The organism is Micromonospora sp. NPDC050784, assembly GCF_044456765.1.
GTDB lineage: Bacteria > Actinomycetota > Actinomycetes > Mycobacteriales > Micromonosporaceae > Micromonospora > Micromonospora foliorum.
On sequence record NZ_JBITGG010000006.1, the window covers coordinates 74,546 to 93,954 of the forward strand.

Annotated in this window: 14 protein-coding genes; 6 read left to right on the forward strand and 8 right to left on the reverse strand. The window is 67.1% G+C overall.

The features are described from left to right. The first annotated feature begins 18 nt into the window (after positions 1–18). Positions 19–927, forward strand: coding sequence for an alpha/beta hydrolase (locus tag ACIBD9_RS10205; RefSeq protein ID WP_396716318.1), 909 nt, complete (start codon positions 19–21; stop codon positions 925–927). Positions 928–1,015: 88 nt separating this feature from the next. On the opposite strand, the gene ACIBD9_RS10210 is transcribed toward ACIBD9_RS10205, so the two are convergent. Genes ACIBD9_RS10210 through ACIBD9_RS10220 form a run of 3 tightly spaced genes read right to left on the reverse strand, consistent with a single transcriptional unit; the run spans position 1,016 to position 4,249 of the window. Beyond that, on the reverse strand, positions 1,016–2,155 hold the full coding sequence (locus ACIBD9_RS10210) for a site-2 protease family protein (protein ID WP_396716320.1): 1,140 nt from the start codon (positions 2,153–2,155) through the stop codon (positions 1,016–1,018). 19 nt (positions 2,156–2,174) lie between these two features. Continuing rightward, positions 2,175–3,488 (reverse strand): 7-cyano-7-deazaguanine synthase, encoded by a 1,314-nt coding sequence (locus ACIBD9_RS10215; RefSeq protein WP_396716322.1) that lies wholly within the window; start codon positions 3,486–3,488, stop codon positions 2,175–2,177. Further along, a complete protein-coding gene (locus tag ACIBD9_RS10220; RefSeq protein WP_396716324.1) occupies positions 3,485–4,249 on the reverse strand; it encodes a hypothetical protein in 765 nt (254 codons plus the stop codon). Before ACIBD9_RS10220 ends, ACIBD9_RS10215 begins: the two co-directional genes overlap by 4 nt. Positions 4,250–4,420: 171 nt before the next feature. Here ACIBD9_RS10220 and pglW point away from each other — a divergent pair, with 171 nt between their 5' ends. From pglW to pglX, 5 genes are all read left to right on the forward strand, one after another. Next, positions 4,421–8,548, forward strand: coding sequence for a BREX system serine/threonine kinase PglW (gene pglW, locus ACIBD9_RS10225; protein ID WP_396716326.1), 4,128 nt, complete (start codon positions 4,421–4,423; stop codon positions 8,546–8,548). 63 nt (positions 8,549–8,611) lie between these two features. Continuing rightward, positions 8,612–9,868 (forward strand): DUF3696 domain-containing protein, encoded by a 1,257-nt coding sequence (locus tag ACIBD9_RS10230; protein ID WP_396716328.1) that lies wholly within the window; start codon positions 8,612–8,614, stop codon positions 9,866–9,868. Further along, positions 9,858–10,703, forward strand: coding sequence for a hypothetical protein (locus ACIBD9_RS10235; RefSeq protein WP_396716330.1), 846 nt, complete (start codon positions 9,858–9,860; stop codon positions 10,701–10,703). Before ACIBD9_RS10230 ends, ACIBD9_RS10235 begins: the two co-directional genes overlap by 11 nt. Positions 10,704–10,716: 13 nt before the next feature. Further along, a complete protein-coding gene (locus ACIBD9_RS10240) occupies positions 10,717–12,447 on the forward strand; it encodes a DUF262 domain-containing protein (protein WP_396716332.1) in 1,731 nt (576 codons plus the stop codon). Positions 12,448–12,481: 34 nt separating this feature from the next. Next, complete coding sequence (pglX, locus tag ACIBD9_RS10245; RefSeq protein WP_396716334.1) at positions 12,482–15,985, forward strand: BREX-2 system adenine-specific DNA-methyltransferase PglX; 3,504 nt, start codon at positions 12,482–12,484, stop codon at positions 15,983–15,985. 3 nt (positions 15,986–15,988) lie between these two features. Here the strand turns inward: pglX and ACIBD9_RS10250 are convergent, their stop codons facing one another. The 5 genes from ACIBD9_RS10250 to ACIBD9_RS10270 form a co-directional block, all read right to left on the reverse strand. Continuing rightward, on the reverse strand, positions 15,989–16,255 hold the full coding sequence (locus ACIBD9_RS10250) for a hypothetical protein (protein ID WP_396716336.1): 267 nt from the start codon (positions 16,253–16,255) through the stop codon (positions 15,989–15,991). A gap of 14 nt (positions 16,256–16,269) precedes the next feature. Beyond that, positions 16,270–16,674, reverse strand: coding sequence for a hypothetical protein (locus tag ACIBD9_RS10255; protein ID WP_396716338.1), 405 nt, complete (start codon positions 16,672–16,674; stop codon positions 16,270–16,272). 133 nt (positions 16,675–16,807) lie between these two features. Next, a complete protein-coding gene (locus tag ACIBD9_RS10260; RefSeq protein ID WP_396716339.1) occupies positions 16,808–18,136 on the reverse strand; it encodes a hypothetical protein in 1,329 nt (442 codons plus the stop codon). Between the two features lie 135 nt (positions 18,137–18,271). Continuing rightward, positions 18,272–18,481 carry a DUF397 domain-containing protein gene (locus ACIBD9_RS10265; protein WP_396716341.1) on the reverse strand — a complete coding sequence of 70 codons (210 nt, stop codon included), beginning with the start codon at positions 18,479–18,481 and terminating at the stop codon, positions 18,272–18,274. Positions 18,482–18,494: 13 nt separating this feature from the next. Further along, complete coding sequence (locus ACIBD9_RS10270; RefSeq protein ID WP_396716691.1) at positions 18,495–19,331, reverse strand: helix-turn-helix domain-containing protein; 837 nt, start codon at positions 19,329–19,331, stop codon at positions 18,495–18,497. Between the last annotated feature and the right edge of the window lie 78 nt (positions 19,332–19,409).

The window sequence follows — 19,409 nt, forward strand, 5'->3', positions numbered from 1 at the left end:
CACCCCTCGGAGCGAGACATGCAGCCCGTACCCGCCATCACCCCCGACCCAGTCGCCCGCCGCCTCCGTCGCGGTCTGCGGTGGGCGCTCGCCCTGGCCGTGCTCGGCACCGGACTGGGCGCCGCGCCGGCCGCCCATGCCGCCGCCAGCCCGTACGAGCGCGGCCCGGCCCCCACCGTGGCCAGCATCGAGGCCAGCCGGGGCGCGTTCGCCATCGCCCAGAGCACCGTCGCCGCCTCCAGCGTCAGCGGCTTCCGGGGCGGAACGATCTACTACCCGACCAGCACCGCCGAGGGCACCTTCGGCGCGGTGGCGATCTCACCCGGCTACACCGCCACCCAGTCCAGCGTGGCCTGGCTGGGGCCGCGCCTCGCCTCGCAGGGCTTCGTGGTGATCACGATCGACACGTTGTCCCGCTATGACCAGCCGGCCAGCCGGGGCACGCAACTGCTGGCGGCCCTCGACTACCTGACCAACACCAGCGGCGTGCGTACCCGGATCGACCGCAACCGGCTCGCCGTGATGGGGCACTCGATGGGAGGCGGCGGCAGCCTCTCGGCGGCGAACTCACGACCGCAGTTGCAGGCCGCGATCCCGTTGACCGGTTGGCACACAGTCAAGAACTGGTCCGGCGTACGGGTGCCGACGCTGGTGGTCGGCGCGGAGAACGACTCGGTGGCGCCGGTCTCGTCGCACTCGGAGCCGTTCTACACCAGCCTGCCGTCCACGCTGGACAAGGCGTACCTGGAACTCAACAACGCCAGCCACTCCGCGCCCACCTCGACGAACGTGACGGTCGCCAAGTACAGCATCTCCTGGCTGAAGCGCTTCGTGGACGACGACACCCGCTACGACCAGTTCCTCTGCCCCCCACCCCAAGCCTCAACAACCATCCAGGAGTACCGAGACACCTGCCCCCACGCCTGACCCCCGTCGTCTCTGCCCCTGCCTCCGCCTCGGTTGATCATGAAGTTATTGCCACTCGGCGCGGCGTGTCGGCGCAATAACTTCATGATCACCGGGAGGGGGTGGGGGTGCGGAGGGTGCTGCGTTGGACGGCGCGGCTGATGTCGCTGGGGGAGACGATGCCGGTCAGGTGGCCGTCTTCGGTTACCACAAGGGCTCGGCCGTCGGCACACTCGCTGAGCCGGGGGAGCAGGTCGTTGAGCTGTTCACCGGGCTGGGCCAGCACCAATTGGTCGGCTCGGCAGGCCACCTCGGCCAGCGTGGTCGATGCCCGCCGCTCCGGCGGCACGCCCCGTACCCGGTCGACGGTGACCAGGCCGGTCGGCCGGCCGTCGTCGGTCAGCGGCAGCGCCGAGTGCCGGTACGCGAAGAGGTAGTGATCGACGAAGTCCGCGACCGTCATCTCCGCCGACGCGGTCTGCGGCTGCGGGGTCATCACGTCGCCCACCCGTATGCCGCGCAGCGCGGTGCCGGTGCGGGCCTGCCGCTCCTCCATCCCGGCCGCCCCGATCAGGAACCAGCCGATCAGCGCCAGCCAGAGCCCGCCGAAGCCGACGCCGGACAGGAACTGCCACAACCCCAGGCCGATCAGCAGCACCCCCAGCACCCAGCCGGCCCGGGCGGCGACCACTGACGCTCGGGTCCGGTCACCGGTGGCCTTCCAGACCGCGGCGCGCAGCAACCGGCCACCGTCCAGAGGTGCGGCCGGCAGCACGTTGAAGATGGCCAGCAGCACGTTGATGCCCGCCAGCCACGCCACCGCCCCGAACAGCAGCCCGCCCTGCCCGGCCAGCGCCAGCAGCAACGCGATGGCACCGAAGAACGCTCCGATCAGCAGGCTGACCAGTGGGCCCACCCCGGAGATCCGCAGCTCCGCGCCCGGGTCGCGCGGCTCGCCCCGCAGCTCGGCCACCCCGCCGAACAACCAGAGAGTGATGCCGCCGACCTCCAGCCCGTTGCGCTTGGCCACCACGGCGTGCGACACCTCGTGGGCCAGCAGGCCGACGAAGAAGACCACCGCCGCGGCCAGCCCGGCGAGGGTGTACGCCACCGGCGAATGGTCGGGGTACGAACGGGGGAACTGGTTCGCGGCCAACCCCCACGCGATCAACGCGAAGATGACCAGCACGCTCCAGTTGACGCCGACCGGCACTCCCGCGACCCGGCCAAGCCGGAAACTGGCCCTCATCCCAGGCTCATACCCCTACTTAGTCTGCCCATGCCAGCCGACGAGGTGGCGTCTCGGTGGGTGTGATCGGTTGGCCGTGCCGAGCGAACATCTGCCCAAGTTCCGTCCGACCGCGCTCCACCACCTCGAGCAGGGGACCAGGGACGATGGTGTCCGGCAGCGGAGTGTCGGTGGTCAGGTCTCGAACGGAGATGGGGCGGCACAGCCACCGGTGCAGCGCCCGCCGATCGACGGCAGCCTTCTCCCGGTCGCCCAGCATCCAGACATCCGTCTTGTAAGGGGTGCTGTCCGTTCCCAGTGCGCTAAGGAGACCGGAATGGCGTACCAGGCAGGGGTAGCAGGCCCCGCAGTGGTAGTGCTCGGCACCCGGTCGGTCCCGAGGTGGGCGCCCACAGCTGATGGTGGAATGGGTGAGGGTCGCCGGAGCCAGACCGGCGTTCAGAGCCTGCTGGCAGACCTCGCCCTTGGTGAGGTGCAGGTACGGGTTGACGACGGTCACCCCGCCGCCGAGAGCGTCGATCAGGGAGTTGAGCAGATGCAGTGTCCCGGGATGCACAGATTTCGTGGAGCAGGCGGCTACCCGGGCAGAGGTAAGCGGTGGATTGACTGCGAGCTGCCCGTTCTCCGGTACGACCACCTGTGGGACCCCGTGGGCGGCGGCGAGGTAGATGGCGGTGGCTAGGTAGAGCAGCCCGCGGGTACGCGCAGATTTCTCCAGCTTCCTGGTGAGGCGGACCTGCTGCGACGCCTTGAGCTGTTCGATGTCGCGACGGGCCGAGCTCTCGATCGCGCTGAGAGTCTGGTCCTGCTGGCTGCCCCACTGAGGTTCGAAATAGGAGACGAGCAAGAGGGGGCCAGCCGCGACCTTGGCACGCTCTGCCGCCCACGCGGTGGAATCGAGCCCTCCGGAGAATAGGGCCACCTCTCCCACATCGGCGTAGGTGGTCCGTCCCTGCTGGGGCCACCTACGCCCGCCGGCCCGGACGTTGATCGTCCATTGATCCGCGCTCAACGTCTCCGCGAGGTGGGACAGCAGCCGCAGCGTCGGCGGGCTCCAGACGGAGGGGTTGACCACCTCCACGGACAGGTCGATCCTTCGGGTCCAGCCGTCAACCGCGCACTCGCGCAGCGACAGCTTGTCGGCCAGGTATACGGCTCGGGCGATTTGCAGCAGGTCCTGGGCCCAGTCCGGACGGTCCTGGGGCGCCTCGGCCAATTTCTGCAACCGCTCGTCGGCGTGCTCAAGCAGCGGCCACCCGATGGTCTCCCGCTTCCGGTCGGTGGACACTCCGGCCCGGGTCGCGTAGTGATACGCGAAGCTGGCCCGGCTCACGCCGCCAACTCCAGCCCGCTGTCGCCGAGCCCGAGGGCCTGAGTCACAGTGGTGGTCAGCAGGTCCTTGGCGACGTCGGCGAGCCGTGGTGGCTCGGGCCCACGTTTGACTGCCTCGGCACAGGGGTTGGGCAGCACCTTGACTACCTGATCGGCGACGAAGCCAGCCACCACGTCAGTCGGGTCGAGGATGACCAGTGCCGGTACGGCGATCTTGATGTTCTCCGCGATGAGAATGTGTACGAACTCGCCGACCACCTCACCGAAGAACGCCCGATACAACGCGCAGAACAGCTCGCCGGTGACTGGTCTTGGACGGCCAGGATCGGCGAGCGGTCCTTCCTGCGTCACCAGGTGTTCCGCGACGCGTCGGGCGGCGCGGCGGATGGCAGCGTCCACGATGAGTTGGCCATCGCCGGCGACCTGCCCGACGAACCGCCGGACGAATTCGTCGGCGTCACCTTGCGCAGCCAGCTCGCGCACCCGTGGAGGATCCGCTCGCCCGAGGCCATCGAGCAGCTCGATCAGCCGTCCGCCGGCCTGCTCCGCTGCCGCACGGATGCCGAACGCCTCCGGATCTGCGTTCAGGGCGTCTCGCAACGCTCGCTGGTACTGGGCCGCGATCGCCTCGGCGCACTGGTGGTCATGCCCGAGTAGTTGATCAGGCCGGCTGGTGGCGTCCGGCGTCCAGTTGCCCAGCCGGCCTTTGGCACCGGTCCAGCTGCCGTTTTTCGGACCTGGTAGACGGGTCGAGGTGCCCATGCCGACCTCCCGAGGGGTTGGGAAGGACGTCGAGCGAAGTCTATTGATACCCACAGTGTTTGGCCAGACGCACTACGTGCTCGGAGCGGTGGTCTCCGCTGATCAAGCGCCGAAACGGTAAAGTGCGCAGCCTGAGCCGGAACATGACGGCCGGGGCGGAAGGGTCGGCGCATGCGGGAGGATTCACCGCGCTGGGAGCAGATCAACTCCAGCTCGTACATCTGGGAGCAGGACGGTCTGCGCGAGCTGGCCGGCTACCTGCCCGACGCTGACCCGTACCACGTCTGGACGAACGTCGAGTTCGTCGGCGCCGACGGCTCGATCAACGAGGTCGACGCCCTGGTGTTGACCCCGAGCGGGCTCTACGTGCTGGAGCTGAAGCACTGGCAGGGGGAGATCCGCGGTGACGGCACCCAGTGGCTGCGCCGAGCGCCGAATTCGCGGCTGATCCCCGAGGACAACCCGTACATCCTGGCCAATCGGAAGGCGAAGCGACTGGCCAGCCTGATTCGCTACTACGCCAAGCAACACGGGCGGCAGCGTGAGACGCCCTATGTCGGGGCGGCGGTCTTCCTGCACGCGAAGGCGATGCGGGCCGACCTGGACGCGATCGGCAGCCAGCACATCTACGGGCTGGAGGGGCACGAATCCGGCCTGCCTGGCCTGAAGAAGCTACTGCTCGCCCTGCCGCGGAATCCGGACCATCTGGTGGACGAGGCGCGCGGCCGGGAGATCGTCGAGCTGGTGCGTGGCGCGAAGATCCGCCCGTCGGTGGCGGACCGCAAGGTCGGTCAACTGCTACTGCACCCGAAACCGTTCGCCGAAGGTCTCGGCTGGCAGGACTTCCTCGCCGGGCACGCTCTGGACACCTCGCTGGTGCGTCGGGTGCGGTTCTACCTGACCAGCCGGGCCGCCGAGCATGAGGTGCCAGCGATCCGCAAGGCAGCCGAGCGGGAGTTCCGCCTGCTGCAGGGCATCCATCACCCTGGGGTTGCCCGTGCACACGACCTGGTCGAGCATTCGTGGGGCCCGGCGGTCATCTTCGACCATCAGGAGGAATGGGTACGCCTCGACCAGTGGCTGCTGCGCCGCGGCGACGCGTTGACCCTGGCCCAGCGACTGCAGCTGGTGCAGGATCTCGCCGAGATCATCGACTATGCGCACTCCCGGCGGCTGGCCCACCGGGCGCTTTCGCCCCGGGCGATCTACGTCGGTAACCCGGACGCGCCGCGCCCGACGCTGGTGGTCACCGACTGGCAGACCGGCGGCCGGTTGGCCGGCACTACCCAGCTCACCCGGCTCGGCCCGTCGAGCGACCCGGCCAGCCTGGAGCTGTTCTTCGATGACGAGGTCCGCCGCTACCAGGCGCCGGAGGCGGAGAACGCCACCCGGCTGCCGGGCCACCAGCTCGACGTGTTCTCCCTCGGCGCGCTGGCGTACCGGATCTTCGCCGGGGCGGTGCCGGCCGCCACGCCGGAGGAGCTCGTCAACGCGGTTCGCGACAGTGGCCTGCACCTCGATGCTGCGGTGGACGGCATGCCGCACACGCTGGTCACCCTGGTCTACGACGCGACCCGGGGCGATCCGGCGCAACGGCTGCCCAGCGTCTCCCGGTTCCACAAGGACCTGGAAAAGGTCTGGGAGGAGCTGACCGCGCCTGAGCCGGAGCCGGTCGCCGACCCGCTCTCCGCCCACCGGGGTGACGTGCTCGACGGCGGCCTGGAGGTGAAGGACCGGCTCGGCTCGGGTGCCACCGCCGTCGCCTTCTTGGTCACTCGCGACGGGGAGTCGCGCGACCTGGTGCTGAAGGTCGCCCGCGACGAGCAGCATGAGGAACGGCTGACGGCGGAGGCGCGTACCCTCGCGCGGTTGAAGCACCCCCAGGTGGCTGCGCTGGTCGAAGGTCCGGTGCGGGTTGGCGGCCGGACCGCGCTGCTGATGGAGAGCGCCGGTACGCGGACCCTCGCCGAGGAGCTGCGCGGAGGCCGGCTGGCGTTGGACCTGCTGGAGCGGTACGGCCGGGATCTGCTCGACATCGTCAACTACCTGGACGGCCAGGGCGTCTGGCACCGTGACCTGAAGCCGGCGAACCTGGCGGCCCGGCCCCGGCCGAAGGACAAACAGCCGCACCTGTGCGTCTTCGACTTTTCGCTCTCGTCGGCCCCCGCCGACCAGCTCGGCTCGGGCACCGTCGGCTACCTTGATCCGTTCCTCGGTCCGCCGCGCCGGCTGCGCTACGACGCGGCGGCCGAGCGGTTCGCGGCGGCCGTCGTGCTCTACGAGATGGCGACGGGCGTGCTGCCCCGGTGGGGTGAAAACGCCAACCCGGTCGTGGTCAGCGACGAGGTCGCCCTCGACCCGGCGGCGTTCGACCCGGCGGTCGCCGACCGGCTGGTGGAGTTCTTCGGCCGGGCGTTGGCCCGGGACGCGGCGGCCCGGTTCGACACGGTCGACGAGATGACGGACGCCTGGCGGGCGATCTTCCAGCAGGTCCCGCAACCAGCCGTGACTCCGGTCGGCCCGGTGCCGGCGGCGGTGGGGCTGACTCGCGAGTCGCCGCTGGAGGTCACCGAGCTGACCGCCCGGGCCCGCTCCGCGCTGGAACGGCTCGGCCTGCACACCGTCGGCGAGCTGCTGGACGCGGAACCGTCGGCGCTGACCCGGGCCAAGGGCGTGCCGGACGCCACCCGCAAGGAGATCCTTGCCCATGCGCGGGCGCTGCGCGCCGTGCTGCCCGGCGGCAGCGAGTCGCCCGCGTTCGACGAGCAGCCCTTGGCGCAGGGCGTGGAGGCGCTCTGCGCAACCCTGCTTCCCGCCTCGACCTCCCGCAACCATCGGACGCTGGCCGTGCTGCTCGGGCAGACGCCCACCGACGACGGTGAGTTCCTGTGCTGGCCGGCGCAGAGCGAAGCGGCCCGGGCTACCGGCCGGAGCCAGCCACAGATCTCCAAGCTGCTCACTGCCCAGGCCAAGAACTGGCTGGGGGAGCCGGCACTGGAGGCGGTGCGCAACGAGATCGTGGCGCTGCTCGACGCCCGCGGAGCGGTGATGTCCGCCGAAGAGCTGGCCCAGGCGTTGATCGCCGCCCGCGGCTCCTACACGCCCGCGCCGAAGCGGCTGCCACAGGCGATCGGGCTGGTCCGCGCCGCAGTCGAGGCCGAGCTGAGTACCGGCGGGGACGCCCGGGTGGCCATCCACCGGTTCCGCACCTCCGGCACGGTCCTGGTCGGCCGGGAACCGGACGATCCGGCGTCCGACGTCACCGCCGCCGACTTCCTGGGGTACGTGGTGGAGCTGGGCGGCCGGGCCGTCGAGCTGGCCGGCGCCGATCCGCTGCCGACCCGGCAACGTGCCGTCGAGGAGCTGCGCCGGCTGCCCGTGCCGGCGGGGATGCCGGCCGTGGCCGACCTGCGGCTGTTGCAGCTCGCGGCGGCCGCCCGCAACGATCGGGTCGACGTCAACGCGCAGGGACAGCTCTACCCGGTGGGGATGCCGGCGGAGCGGGCGCTGCGGTTGTCGGTGGGCAGCCTGATCGGGCAGCGGCTCAGCGAGGAGCAGATCCGCGACCGGGTGCAGAGCCGCTTCCCCCGCGCGGAGCGGCTGCCGAAGCGGCCCGCGCTGAACGACCTGCTCGCCGCGGCCGAGGTACCGCTGACCTGGCACCCGCACGACCGGGTGTACGGACCGGCGACCACGACGGCGTCGGTGACCGGCACCCGGCTGGCCACCACCCACGCACCGCTGCTCGGTCTCACCGCCGCCGACGAGGTGGGAGAGAAGCTCACCTCCGCCATCGACCGGCGGGCCTTCCTCGCGGTGCTGGCGCCGCTGCGCCGGCTCGGGCCGGCCCGGCGGGCGCTGCTGGCCCGGCTGCCGCTGACCGAGGTGGACGTCACGGCGATCCTGCTGGACCGGCTGCGTGCGTTGGGCTTCCCGTGGGAGGCGATCGTGGCGGCAGACAACGGCTCGGCGCTGGACGCGGATTTCCGCAGCCTGGTGGACCTGGTCCGGCACCAGGTGGTGCCGGCGGTCAGCGCGGCGATCGCCGCCGCCGACGGGCCGGTGCTCCTCACCGAGGCGGCACCACTGGCCCGGTACGGGCAGCTCGGGCTTCTCCAGGAACTGGCCGACCCGACCCGGCCTCGGCCGGCGGCCCGGCTGCTGCTGGTGCCGGCGCGCCGCCCCGAGCCGGCGGTGCTGGATGGGGTGCAGTTGCCGCTGACCTCACCGGCCAGCCAATCGTTGTGGCTCGCCAACGACTGGATCGAAGGAACCTTCGAGGCAGCGCGTACGTCCTGACTGTCGTATTGCTGACATGCTGCGGGTCGGCGATTACTACTGTGGACTGCTACAAATCTTTGAATGCCCCTCAGCAAGATCGTGCTCGAGAACTACCGCTGCTTCCGGGACCGGCAGGAGATCGAGCTGGCCCCGGTGACAGTGGTGCTCGGCAAGAACAACTCGGGCAAAAGCGTGTTGACTCGGGCGCCGATGGTGATCGCGACGGGCTTCGGGACGACGACTACCGCGCCGCTTGACTTGGACCGACTCGAACCCCAGCCGGTGGACGGCTTCCCAGATTTGATCTTCGAGCAGAGCCCGCACGGCAAGTTTTTCCTCGGCTTTGATGTGGATGGGCCGACACCCTTCCAGATGGCCGCGACGATCCAGCATGTGGCCGAGAACCGCACCGCATTCGTCTCGGACCTGACGTTGCGCGCTTCGGACGTTGACGTCGTGCTTGCCTGGCAGCCTGCCTTCCACGTCGGTGACGGTCCATACTCATACGAAGTCCGCAGCTCTGACCGACCTTCTGCCATACGTCCTGTGGCATTCCAAGGTTTGTGCCCGCAAGCTGATGGCGTCCCGGAACTTCGGGACCTGCGGGGAATGGACCTTTCGCTCGGGCCGATCCGCTATCTCAGCGCTTACCGAGACCGGCCAGAGCGGCAGCACAGACTTCCGCTTGGGACGCCACAGAGGATCGGACAGCAGGGGCAGGGGACGCTGGGCATCCTTGCTCACGATCAGGAACGTGGTGGCGGCGACCTGCTGGGGATGGTCAATGAGCGTCTGCAGCTCATCGTGCCGGGCTGGCGTCTGGAAGAGATCGAAGCAGGCCCTCTCTGGTCCACGGTCCTGACTAGGCGAGGCAGCAGGGTGCGCGTCAATCTGGCGGACGCCGGCTCCGGCCTGGCTCAAATGCTGCCGATCCTCGTGCAGTGTGCGCTCGACGAGCAACGCGGTCGGAACGTAGCCGCACCGTTGCAAATCATCGAGGAGCCGGAGATGCACCTGCACCCCGCGGCACACGCCGAACTGGGAGACCTCTACCTGCGGACCGCGCAGGCCACCGGTACCCGATTCCTCATCGAGACCCACAGCGAGACCTTGCTGCTACGGCTGCGGCGCCGAATCGCTCAGGAGGACGTGCCCCCGAAGACTGTCGCGGTCTATGTGGTGGAGCAGCACGACGGCGCTTCGAACGTCAGGCGGGTGCACATCGACGACCTTGGCAATCTCGATGAGAGCTGGCCCGAGGGTTACTTCTCCCAGGACTACAGAGAAGTTCGGGCACTTGCGGCGGCGCAGGTGAAGCGGAGCCGGCATGCGTCTTGACATTGAGCCGGAGGTCTTTGCATCAGCGGATCCGGTAGCCACCATCGATTTGATCATCCTTACGCTCGACGGACGACATGAGTGGCAGCCTTCGTTGCCGGTCGCGTCGGCTGCCGTGCAGTTCGTCGCCCGCCAGGTGCCCGCTCTGTCCGAGTACATGCAGAAGGTGTTGGTGGAGGCTGCCAACCCGGCGACACCGGCGGCCGCGGTGGCGAAAGTTCGAGCAGGTGACCTCCGCGCCGTGCTGGCCGATCTGAGTAAGCCAGCGGTGCTGGTTGTGGAGAACCGGATCGGTGATGGCGGGTTTGTACGGGCGGTCGCGGCGGCGCTACGGGACCAGAGGATCGTCGATGCTCTGCGGGGCGACAATGACTGGTTACGGTTGAGTAACGGCGGAGGCTGCGGCCAGATGCCTGACCTCGCTGCTGAGGAGTGCCGGGCCTTCAGCATGCTGGTGCGAGTCGCTGTGCTGTTTGACAGCGACCGTGTGGAGCCCGACGAACCGAGCCCTCATCATGACAAGGTTGCCAAGTGTCGCGAGGCTGGGGTCCGTGAGGTGCACCTGCTCACTTGGCGGATGATGGAAAACTACGTCCCCTTTCCGGTGTGGGAACGACATTTCCCCGCCCGCAGCAACCAGATCGAAGAGCTACGCACCCGAATCCCGAGGCAGCGGGGCTACCAGAACCTCAAGGACGAATTCGGCAGGCGCAACATGCCTAAGCGGATGTTTCCGGACGATCTGCCGTTGACCGAGGAGGACTTCGCGGAGCTAGGCCCAGGGGTTGTGACGGAGCTGCGGGAGTTGCTCGCGATGATCCACCGGATCCTGTAGGACACTGACCCTCATGCGCAGCGACCAGAACGAGATACGACCAGATCCCACGGTCGTGCTCGTCGACGACCTGCTCACCGACATTGGTCGAGGGCGGGTTCGAGTGCCGGCCTTCCAACGTCCGTTCGTCTGGCGGCCCGGCCAGATGCTGGAACTCTTCGACAGCATTGAGCGTGGGTATCCCATCGGCAGTCTGCTGGTATGGCAGACGGACGAGGAGGTGCGGTCGCTGGATCACATCGGTGGCATGCCGATCCCCCCGCCTGCTGCAGGCGGTTCTATCTCCTACATCCTCGACGGGCACCAGCGCGTGTCCACCTTGTTCGGGGTGCTGCGGCACAGCCTCTCTTCGCGGGCCGACCAGGCGGAGCAGGACTGGATCTGGCGTATCTACCGCGACTTGCGCCATGACCCTCTGGTGTCGGAACGCTATCGCCACTACCGACCGGAAGGTCATCCGCCAAGCCACTTGCTGCCGCTGGCTGTGGTGATGCGGACGATGGACTTTCTGGGACATTTCCGACGTGTCGAGCTTCAGACGAAAGATCCTCGGCAGGTTGAGGAATTGATCCGGGAAGCCGAGGCGGTGGCGCAGCGGATCAAGAGCTACAAGTTGACCCTCGTACGTCTCCAAGGCGCCAGTTTGGACCAAGCAGTCAACGTCTACTCCCGGCTCAACCGCACCGGCACACGGATGGACCCGGATCAGATGGTTTCGGCGTTGACCTACAAGCATGCCCGGGCTTCACTAGCCGATCGCATCGATGAGATTGTCACGTCGATCGCCGAGACTGGATTCGGTGAGCTGCCTCGTATCGCTGTCTTCAGGGCAATGCTGGCCGTGGCCGGTGAGACGGACATCCTGTCTCCTCGCTGGGACGTGGTAGCGCGCGATCTCCAGAACCGGCTGCACAACTCCATCCCCGATACTGAGCGGGCAGTTGGGCTGGCTGTGCGTTTCCTTCAGACGGAGATTGGTTTACCGCTCGCCAGGCTTCTGCCCTACTCGCACCAGCTCGTTTTGCTTGCGACGTTCTTTCATCACACGCCAGAGCCGACGACCGCACAAGTCGATATGCTCCGAACCTGGTTTTGGGTGACGTCATGGACCAGCGCCTTCGGCGGTGCGACCTCGACGTTGCTGCGGCGGGCGTTGCAGGACGTGCGGGGCTACGCCCTAGGCTCGGGTGTTCTTCCCATCAGCGACGTCGGTGTTCAGCCCATGCCTGACGCTTTCAACCTCAACAGCGCACGTACCAAGGCGTATGTGATTTGGGAGCTGCTGGAGTTCCCCCGCCGGCTTGATGTCATGGGACAGCCCTTCGACGTGGTGAAGGTCTTAGCGTCCGGTGAGTCTCAGAGCTACCGCCAGGTTGCGCCGGGCGACAAGCGACCGGCGAATCGGCTTGTGATGCCAACCAGGCCGGAAGTGCGGCTGATCGACGCCTTGAAGAATCTCGACCTGTCCGCGGGTCAGCTCAGGGCCGATGCTCCGCGCGATCCCTGGTCGGATTTGCTGGAAAGAGCAGCTTCCGGGGGAAGGGCTATCTCCGCGACGGAGCGCGTGTTGCGGAGTCACGGCATCCCATTCAAGGCGTGGCGTCGACTCTGCGAGGGCAATAAGACCGTTTTTGTCGATGATCGTGCGGAATTTCTCAAGCAGCAACTACGAGAATTCGCGGCCGAGATTGGGGTCCGGCTCGGTGACAACCTGGAAGGCGTGGCTGATGACGACTCGGAGTAGTGGCGGTCGGGGCGTTCGGTCGTAGAATCTGGCGGTGATCGAGCTGAAGGCGTTGCAGGCGCAGGTCAAGGCCCTGGTGGAGGATCTGCGCGGGCGGGTGGCGGAGGTGCCGGGCCTGCGGGCGGAGCTGCGCCAGGAGTACGCCCAGGCGCAGGCTGCCGAGCGGGTCGGGGCAAACTTCGAGACCTGGCTCGACGACTTGCTCGATCAGGCGGCGGTGGCGTGGGTTCTGGGCTGCGTGTTCGTCCGGTTCTGCGAGGACAACGAACTGGTCGACGGGCTGTGGATCGGCGGCGCCGACCCGGCCGCGCCGGCCGAGCGGGCGGTGCAGCACCGGCAGGCGTACCTGATCGCCAACCCCCGGCACAACGACCGGCACTGGCTGCGGGAGGCGTTCGGATACCTGCGCGACCTCAAGGCCACCGGCAAGATCTTCGACCAGCACAACCCGGCGTGGCGGTTCGACATCTCCGGCCCGGCCGCCGAGGAGTTGAGCGACTTCTTCCGGCGGGGCGCCGGCCAGGAGTCGCTGCGACGCGACGACCGGAACACCCGCTTCCTGGGCGACCTCTACCAGGACCTGTCGACGCACGCGAAGAAGACGTACGCGCTGTTGCAGACGCCGGAGTTCGTGGAGGAGTTCATCCTCGACCGCACCTTCGAGCCGGCGGTGAAGGAGTTCGGCCTCGCCGCGACCAGCGTCATGGACCCGACCTGCGGCTCCGGCCACTTCCTGCTCGGCGCGTTCCATCGGCTGGTGGGCAAGTGGCAGGACCGGGAGCCGGGGACCGATGTGCGGATCCTCGCGGAGCGGGCGCTCGGCCAGGTGACCGGCGTCGACATCAACCCGTTCGCGGTGGCGATCGCCCGCTTCCGGCTGCTGATCGCCGCGATGAAGGTGTGCGGGCTATCCAAGCTGGAGCGCACGCCGGGCTTCCTGGTCCGGGTGGCGACCGGCGACTCGTTGCTGCCGTGGGGGGCGTTCAGCTCCCGCGCGCAGGGCGACCTGCTGGCCGAGATGGAAGGGCGGGAAGTCTTCGCGTACGAGAGTGAGGACGCTGACCTGCTCAGGGACTACCTGGCCGAGAACCAGTACACGGTGGTGGTCGGCAACCCGCCCTACATCACAGTCGCCGACGGCACTCGCAGCCAGCTCTATCGCAGCATCTATCCGACCGTATGCCACCGGCAATACGCGCTGACTGTGCCGTTTGCCAAGCGCTTCTTCGACCTCGCCAAGCGGTCCGACGAGCACGGGGAGGTGGCCGGGCACGTCGGCCAGATTACCGGCAACGCCTTCATGAAGCGCGAGTTCGGCAAGAAGCTCATCAACGACTTCTTCAATGGCAAGGTGGAGTTGACCGAGGTCATCGACACCTCCGCTGCGTACATACCCGGTCACGGCACGCCTACCGTCATCCTGGTTGGCCGGAACCGATACGCCAGTTCTCGCTACAGCTTGCCGATTCGTGCGGCACTCAGTGTGCGTGGTGAAGCTGTTCAGCCGGAGGTTCCCGCCGAGGGTAGGGTCTGGACAGCAATCGTGAACCAGATCGAGCATCCGGGCTCGGAGTCCGAGTGGGTCAGCGTCGCCGACCTGCCCCGCTCGCAGTTTGCTGCATACCCCTGGAGTCTTGCTGGAGGCGGCTCAGTGAGTCTAATGCAGTCATTGGCTCAGAGAAGTCGATTGGTTGACCGGATAGAGTCGATTGGCCGAACCACCGTGCTTGGCGAGGACGACGCTTGGATTTTGCCCGATCTCGCAACCGTTCGGCGACTTGGCGAATCTGATTTCGTGGAAGTTTTCGTCACTGGGGAGCAAGTTCGTGACTTCCGAATAGAGAAAGCTCCTTTTGCGCGGTCTCCCTATATGGATAAAGCACATTTGAAAGCCGTGCCTTCCAACCACTCATTAGTCGGGCGTTTGTGGCCGGTTCGCACCACGCTCCGGGCGCGTGTCATCTTCGGCATGACGATGATGGACAAGGGTCGGCATTGGTATGAGCATCTAGAAAACTATGCGCAGAGGCTGCGCGAGCCTCTGTCCATCGTTTTCGTTTTCGTGGCCACCCACAATCATTTTGTCCTTGATCGAGGCGGGAAGATTTTCAATCGACACGCACCCGTGATCAAGTTGCCGAAGGGGGCGACGGAGGATGACCACCTGCGGCTGCTAGGGGTGCTGAACAGTTCCACCGCCTGTTTCTGGCTAAAGCAGGTCAGTCATGACAAAGGCAGTCAGTCGGGTACCGGCGGATTCATGCACGATGAGTGGGAACGGTTTTTCGAGTTCACCGGTACTAAGTTGCAGGAGTTTCCGCTGCCGGAGGCGTACCCGTTGGAGCGGGCGCGGGAGTTGGATGGACTGGCGCAGCGGCTGTCGAGCCTGAACCCGGCGGCGGTCGCCGCGTCCGGGGTACCGACCCGGCAGCGGCTCGCGGAGGCCGACGTTGAATACCACTCGGTGCGGGCGCGGATGATCGCGCTTCAGGAGGAGTTGGACTGGGAGGTCTACCGGCTCTACGGGCTGATCGACGAGGATCTGACTTGCGCTAGCCCGCCGAAGCTGGCGTTGGGGGAGCGGGCCTTCGAGATCGTCCTTGCGGCCGGCGGGGCAGAGACAGTGTGGTTCAAGCGGCACGGGTCCAAGCCGATCGACCGGCCGCAGTCGCACTGGCCGGCGGAGTACCGTTCGCTGGTGGAGCGGCGGATCGCCGCAATCGGGTCCAACCGGCACATCGGGCTCATCGAGCGACCCGAGTGCAAGCGTCGCTGGTCCACCGACGGGTGGGAGAAGATGCAGTCCGCCGCGCTGCGTGACTGGCTGCTCGACCGGATGGAGGCATCGGAGCTGTGGGCCGGGCAGCCGACCCCGCTGTCGGTGGCGCAGCTCGCCGATCGTATTGGTAGCGACCAGGATTTCCGGGCGGTACTGGACCTGTGGATCGGGCACGACAACTACGACCTGACCAAGACCTTGGGTCTGCTGATCGCCGACGAGCATGTGCCGTATCTGCCGGCGCAGCGGTACAAGCCGTCCGGGCTGCGTAAGCGGGCCCAGTGGGAGCGCACTTGGGCGTTGCAGCGCCGGGAGGACGCGGGGCAGAAGGTCGACATCGAGGTGCCGCCGAAGTACTCCTCGGCGGACTTCATCCGGCCGTCGTACTGGCGGGCGCGCGGCAAGCTCGATGTGCCGAAGGAGCGTTTCATCTCGTACCCGCAGGCGGGGCGGGACAGCGACGGCAGCGAACTGCTCGGTTGGGCCGGGTGGGACCACTTGAAGCAGGCGCAGGCGCTCGCCACCGTCTACCTTGACCGGAGGACGCAGGAGGCGTGGCCAGCGCACCGGCTGCTGCCGCTGCTCGCTGGGCTGGTCGAGATCGAGCCGTGGCTGCACCAGTGGCACTCGGGTGAGGAGCCTGGCTTCCCCGGGTCGCCCGCCGAGTTCTTCTCCGACTTCATCAACGCTGAGCTGGCCCAGCTCAGCTCCGACCGCTCGGCGCTGATGTTGCTGCGGGGCGTGCCGGAGCTGCCGTGAGCATCAGGAATCCGGCATGATCCGTCGGTCGGCAAGTAGGGCGTAGAGGTAGCTGGGCCCGCGTACGACGTTGTTCAGTGCGCCGGGCCCAGCCACCGGCCACAGGCCCAGCGCGGCATTCAGCTGACTGCGGTGGATCCAATGGTTGGTGCGGTCGGTCAGCAGTCGGTCTCCGTCAACCGTGTAGTGAAACTTCAGCCCGCTGGCCGTTCGAAAGGTCTGACCGGCGTGCTCGGTGATCGCGGCCCAGACTTCATCGATGTCGTACATGGACGGCTCCCGCTCTACCCGCCGAAGGCGGACCAGTCGTTCTCCCACCGTGCGACGTTCTGCGGCTCGATCTTGGTGTGGCGGCTCTCCTTGTTGCGTGGCCTGACGCCCACCCGGGCCATGAACTGCTGGTGGCGCTGCCGCACGTCATGACGCAGTTCGTCGCCAGGTGCGATGAAGAACCGGGGGTGTTCCCCCGAGACGTCGACCAGCACGTACGTGCCGACAGTGCTGTCGGTGAACGTGTCGATATCCGCGATCATCCAGGCGCCCTTGCCGGCGACCATCACGGCGGCGCGGCAGCCATCGACGTCGACGAAGGTCTGCGCACCGGAGAGGCTCGCGCGGTGGCCACGTAGCAGGGCCTGACCGACGACCAGATGACGGCCGGCCTGGTGGGTCTGCTGATGAGTTGGCATCTTGTCCTCCCGAGGGTCCTTTTCACTTGTTGCTGCTGCGGCGCTTCCAACCTCGGCCAGAGTGCGCGGATCGCCATCGTCTCGGGTGACTGTGCACTTCCAAGCGGTTGGTGGACTATCCCTTGCTCCCGGCTCAGTCCAGCATCGACACCGAAAGCATGCAGCCGTCCGCTGACGTGACAACGGCCAGCGCCTCCTGCGGGCGGGTCCGCGAGCGGCCTGGCCTCAACACATATGGGGTTCTACCCGGTCGGCCCTCCAAGTAGAGGGCGCGGCGCTGCTCAAAGTCGCCCTGAGTGTCGCCGGCAACGGAGAGGAAATCTTCGGCTACGCCTGTCCGCACGCTTAGGTAACGACCGCCAAGGTTGATCAGGGAATTCTCGCAGCGGAACGAGGTCCCATCGACATCGACGACATCAACGACGTCGGACTCAACGGAATCCTGGGGGTTAGCAGCTTGACGGTCTGTTTGCAGTAGGTGCCCTGCTGGTTCCGGGGCCAAGCCGGCGAACGTGAAGAGACGGGCTCGGTCAAGATCCGAAACCTCACGTACCACCTCATCGCTGTTGACGGGAGTTGCGAGAGCCTCCGCCGAGATCCAGCTCGGATCCTCGTGGTTTCCGAAGCGTGGCCTTTCCCCTTCCTCCTCCATGGCGAACGCTGCCGCGATGTCGCCACGAGTCTCTTCATCGGGCTCGCCGACTTCCAAAGCGAATCCTTTAATCCTGCGTCCAGCCACACACGCACCAACCACGATGCGACGCATGTTTGCGCCGGTCACGGGTTTCGGTACGAGGACCTGTTGCACGCCACGGGCCAGTTGCAGGATGGTCGTCCGTCGCCCTGAGCTGTTGCCCTTGGCTTCAAGCACCACAACATCCGTCAAGTTCCCGCGGCGCATGTTGTACCAGAAGTAGTCGGGCTTGTGAGATCCCAAACCGCCGAGTGCAGGACCGAGGACGGCGTCGTAACTCACTGCGTCTGCGTCAACCACTTGGGCAGGCTCGGTAAGTATCAGTTGTTCCACCAGATCCGTGGCCACGGCGATCCCAAAGTGTTCCGAGAAGAGAGAGCGCTGATGGTTCCGTACCTGATTCGTCAGTGCCGAAAGTCGAAGGTCGGGACGCGCCTCCGCGAAGGCCCACAGATATCGAATGATGGCCCAGCGACTGGCGGTGCGGAGAGCCGTGAGTCCAGGTAGCCCACCAGCACCTGCTTGATGGAGACCCGGTAGGGCGCTCGTCGTCTTGCCAAGACCGAGCAGCAGATCCAGGGGACGGACGCTGCGAGTAGTTACTTCACTCTCTAGTTCCGGCAGCGGACGGATGTCCACCCTGCGCCCGGTCTTCTGCAGGACCGCATTGCTGACGACGTCAGCCAACTTCCAGGTCGACTCGACCTCGTATGTGCCGGATGTTGACAGAGCCGGCGGCTGGCCGCCCAGAAGGGGTGAGAACGCCATCCCCAGATGCTGTCACCGAAGCGGGCCGAGGCATAGATCAGACTAGGTCAGTTCGGAGGACGTTCGTATCGCGTGGGGCCTCCCCGTCAGTCCGTGCACCGCTCGGTAAAGCGGGCCGGCGCCGAGGGACCTTGGCTATTGCAGGCTGACTCTTCCTTGCTTGGCGGCGTGCAAAAAGGCGGTCCAGGTCTTCAGGGTGAAGGTCAGCACCGGGCCGCTCGGGTCCTTGCTGTCGCGCAGTGCGACCATGCCCGACAGGTTGTCGGCGACCTCGACGCAGTTGCCGGAGCCGTTGCTGCGGGTGCTCTTGCGCCAGGTCACCGCTGCCTGGTTGACCTCTTCCACCCGCGTCGTCCTCTCATAGCTCGTCAATCGCCCCCTGGATCAGGTCGCGTGACTCCCGGGCGCTGGCCGCCGTGGCGACCAGATGCTCGAAGACCCGGCTGTACTCCCTGACCTGTTGGCCTTCGAGGTAAAGGCTACCCGCGCGGGTTTCGACATAGACGACCCCCGGATCGGCCGGCTCGGGAAAGGTCAGCACGCTGAAGGCGCTGCCCATCGACCCGTATTCGCCTGCGCCGAACGTCAGGATCTGGATGGTGCGGCCGGGCCTGTCGGCCTCCTTGGCCAGCCGCCGCAACTGTGCCTGGAACGCCTCCGCACCGCCGATCGGCCGCCGCAGTGCCGCCTCATCGAGCACCACCCAGAGCTTCGGGGGAGTGTCGGTGTTCTGCCGGCGCATTCGCAGCTCTACCCGCCGATCCACCTCGTCGCCGGGGGCATCCGGATGCTCGGCACGGATGACCGCGCGGGCGCAATCAGCGGTCTGGAGCAGGCCGGGGATCAGTTGAGGCTCGAAGGCGCGGATCTCCGCCGCCTCGGCCTCCAGTCCGACGTAGACCTCGAACCAGTCCGGCAGCACGTCGTCGTACGCCTGCCACCAGCCGCGCTTGCGGGCGTCGCGGGCCACCTGAACAAGTGCGTCGACTTCGTCACCCTCGACGCCGTACAGCTCAAGGAGGCCGCGGGCGACCGGCGGCATGACGGAGACCTGGGCGTTCTCGATCCGGCTGATCGCCGACTTCGAGATGCCCACCTCCTTGGCGGCCTGGTCGGCGGTCATGCCGGTCTGCTCGCGGAGGCGACGAAGCGCGGCAGCCAGGCGTCGACGTCGGACGGTCGGACTTCCAGTCATAGTCGTCAGTTTGGCGTAATCGGACACGCTTCGCAACGACACACTCCCGAATCGGGAGTTGCATAAACTGCCGGCAGG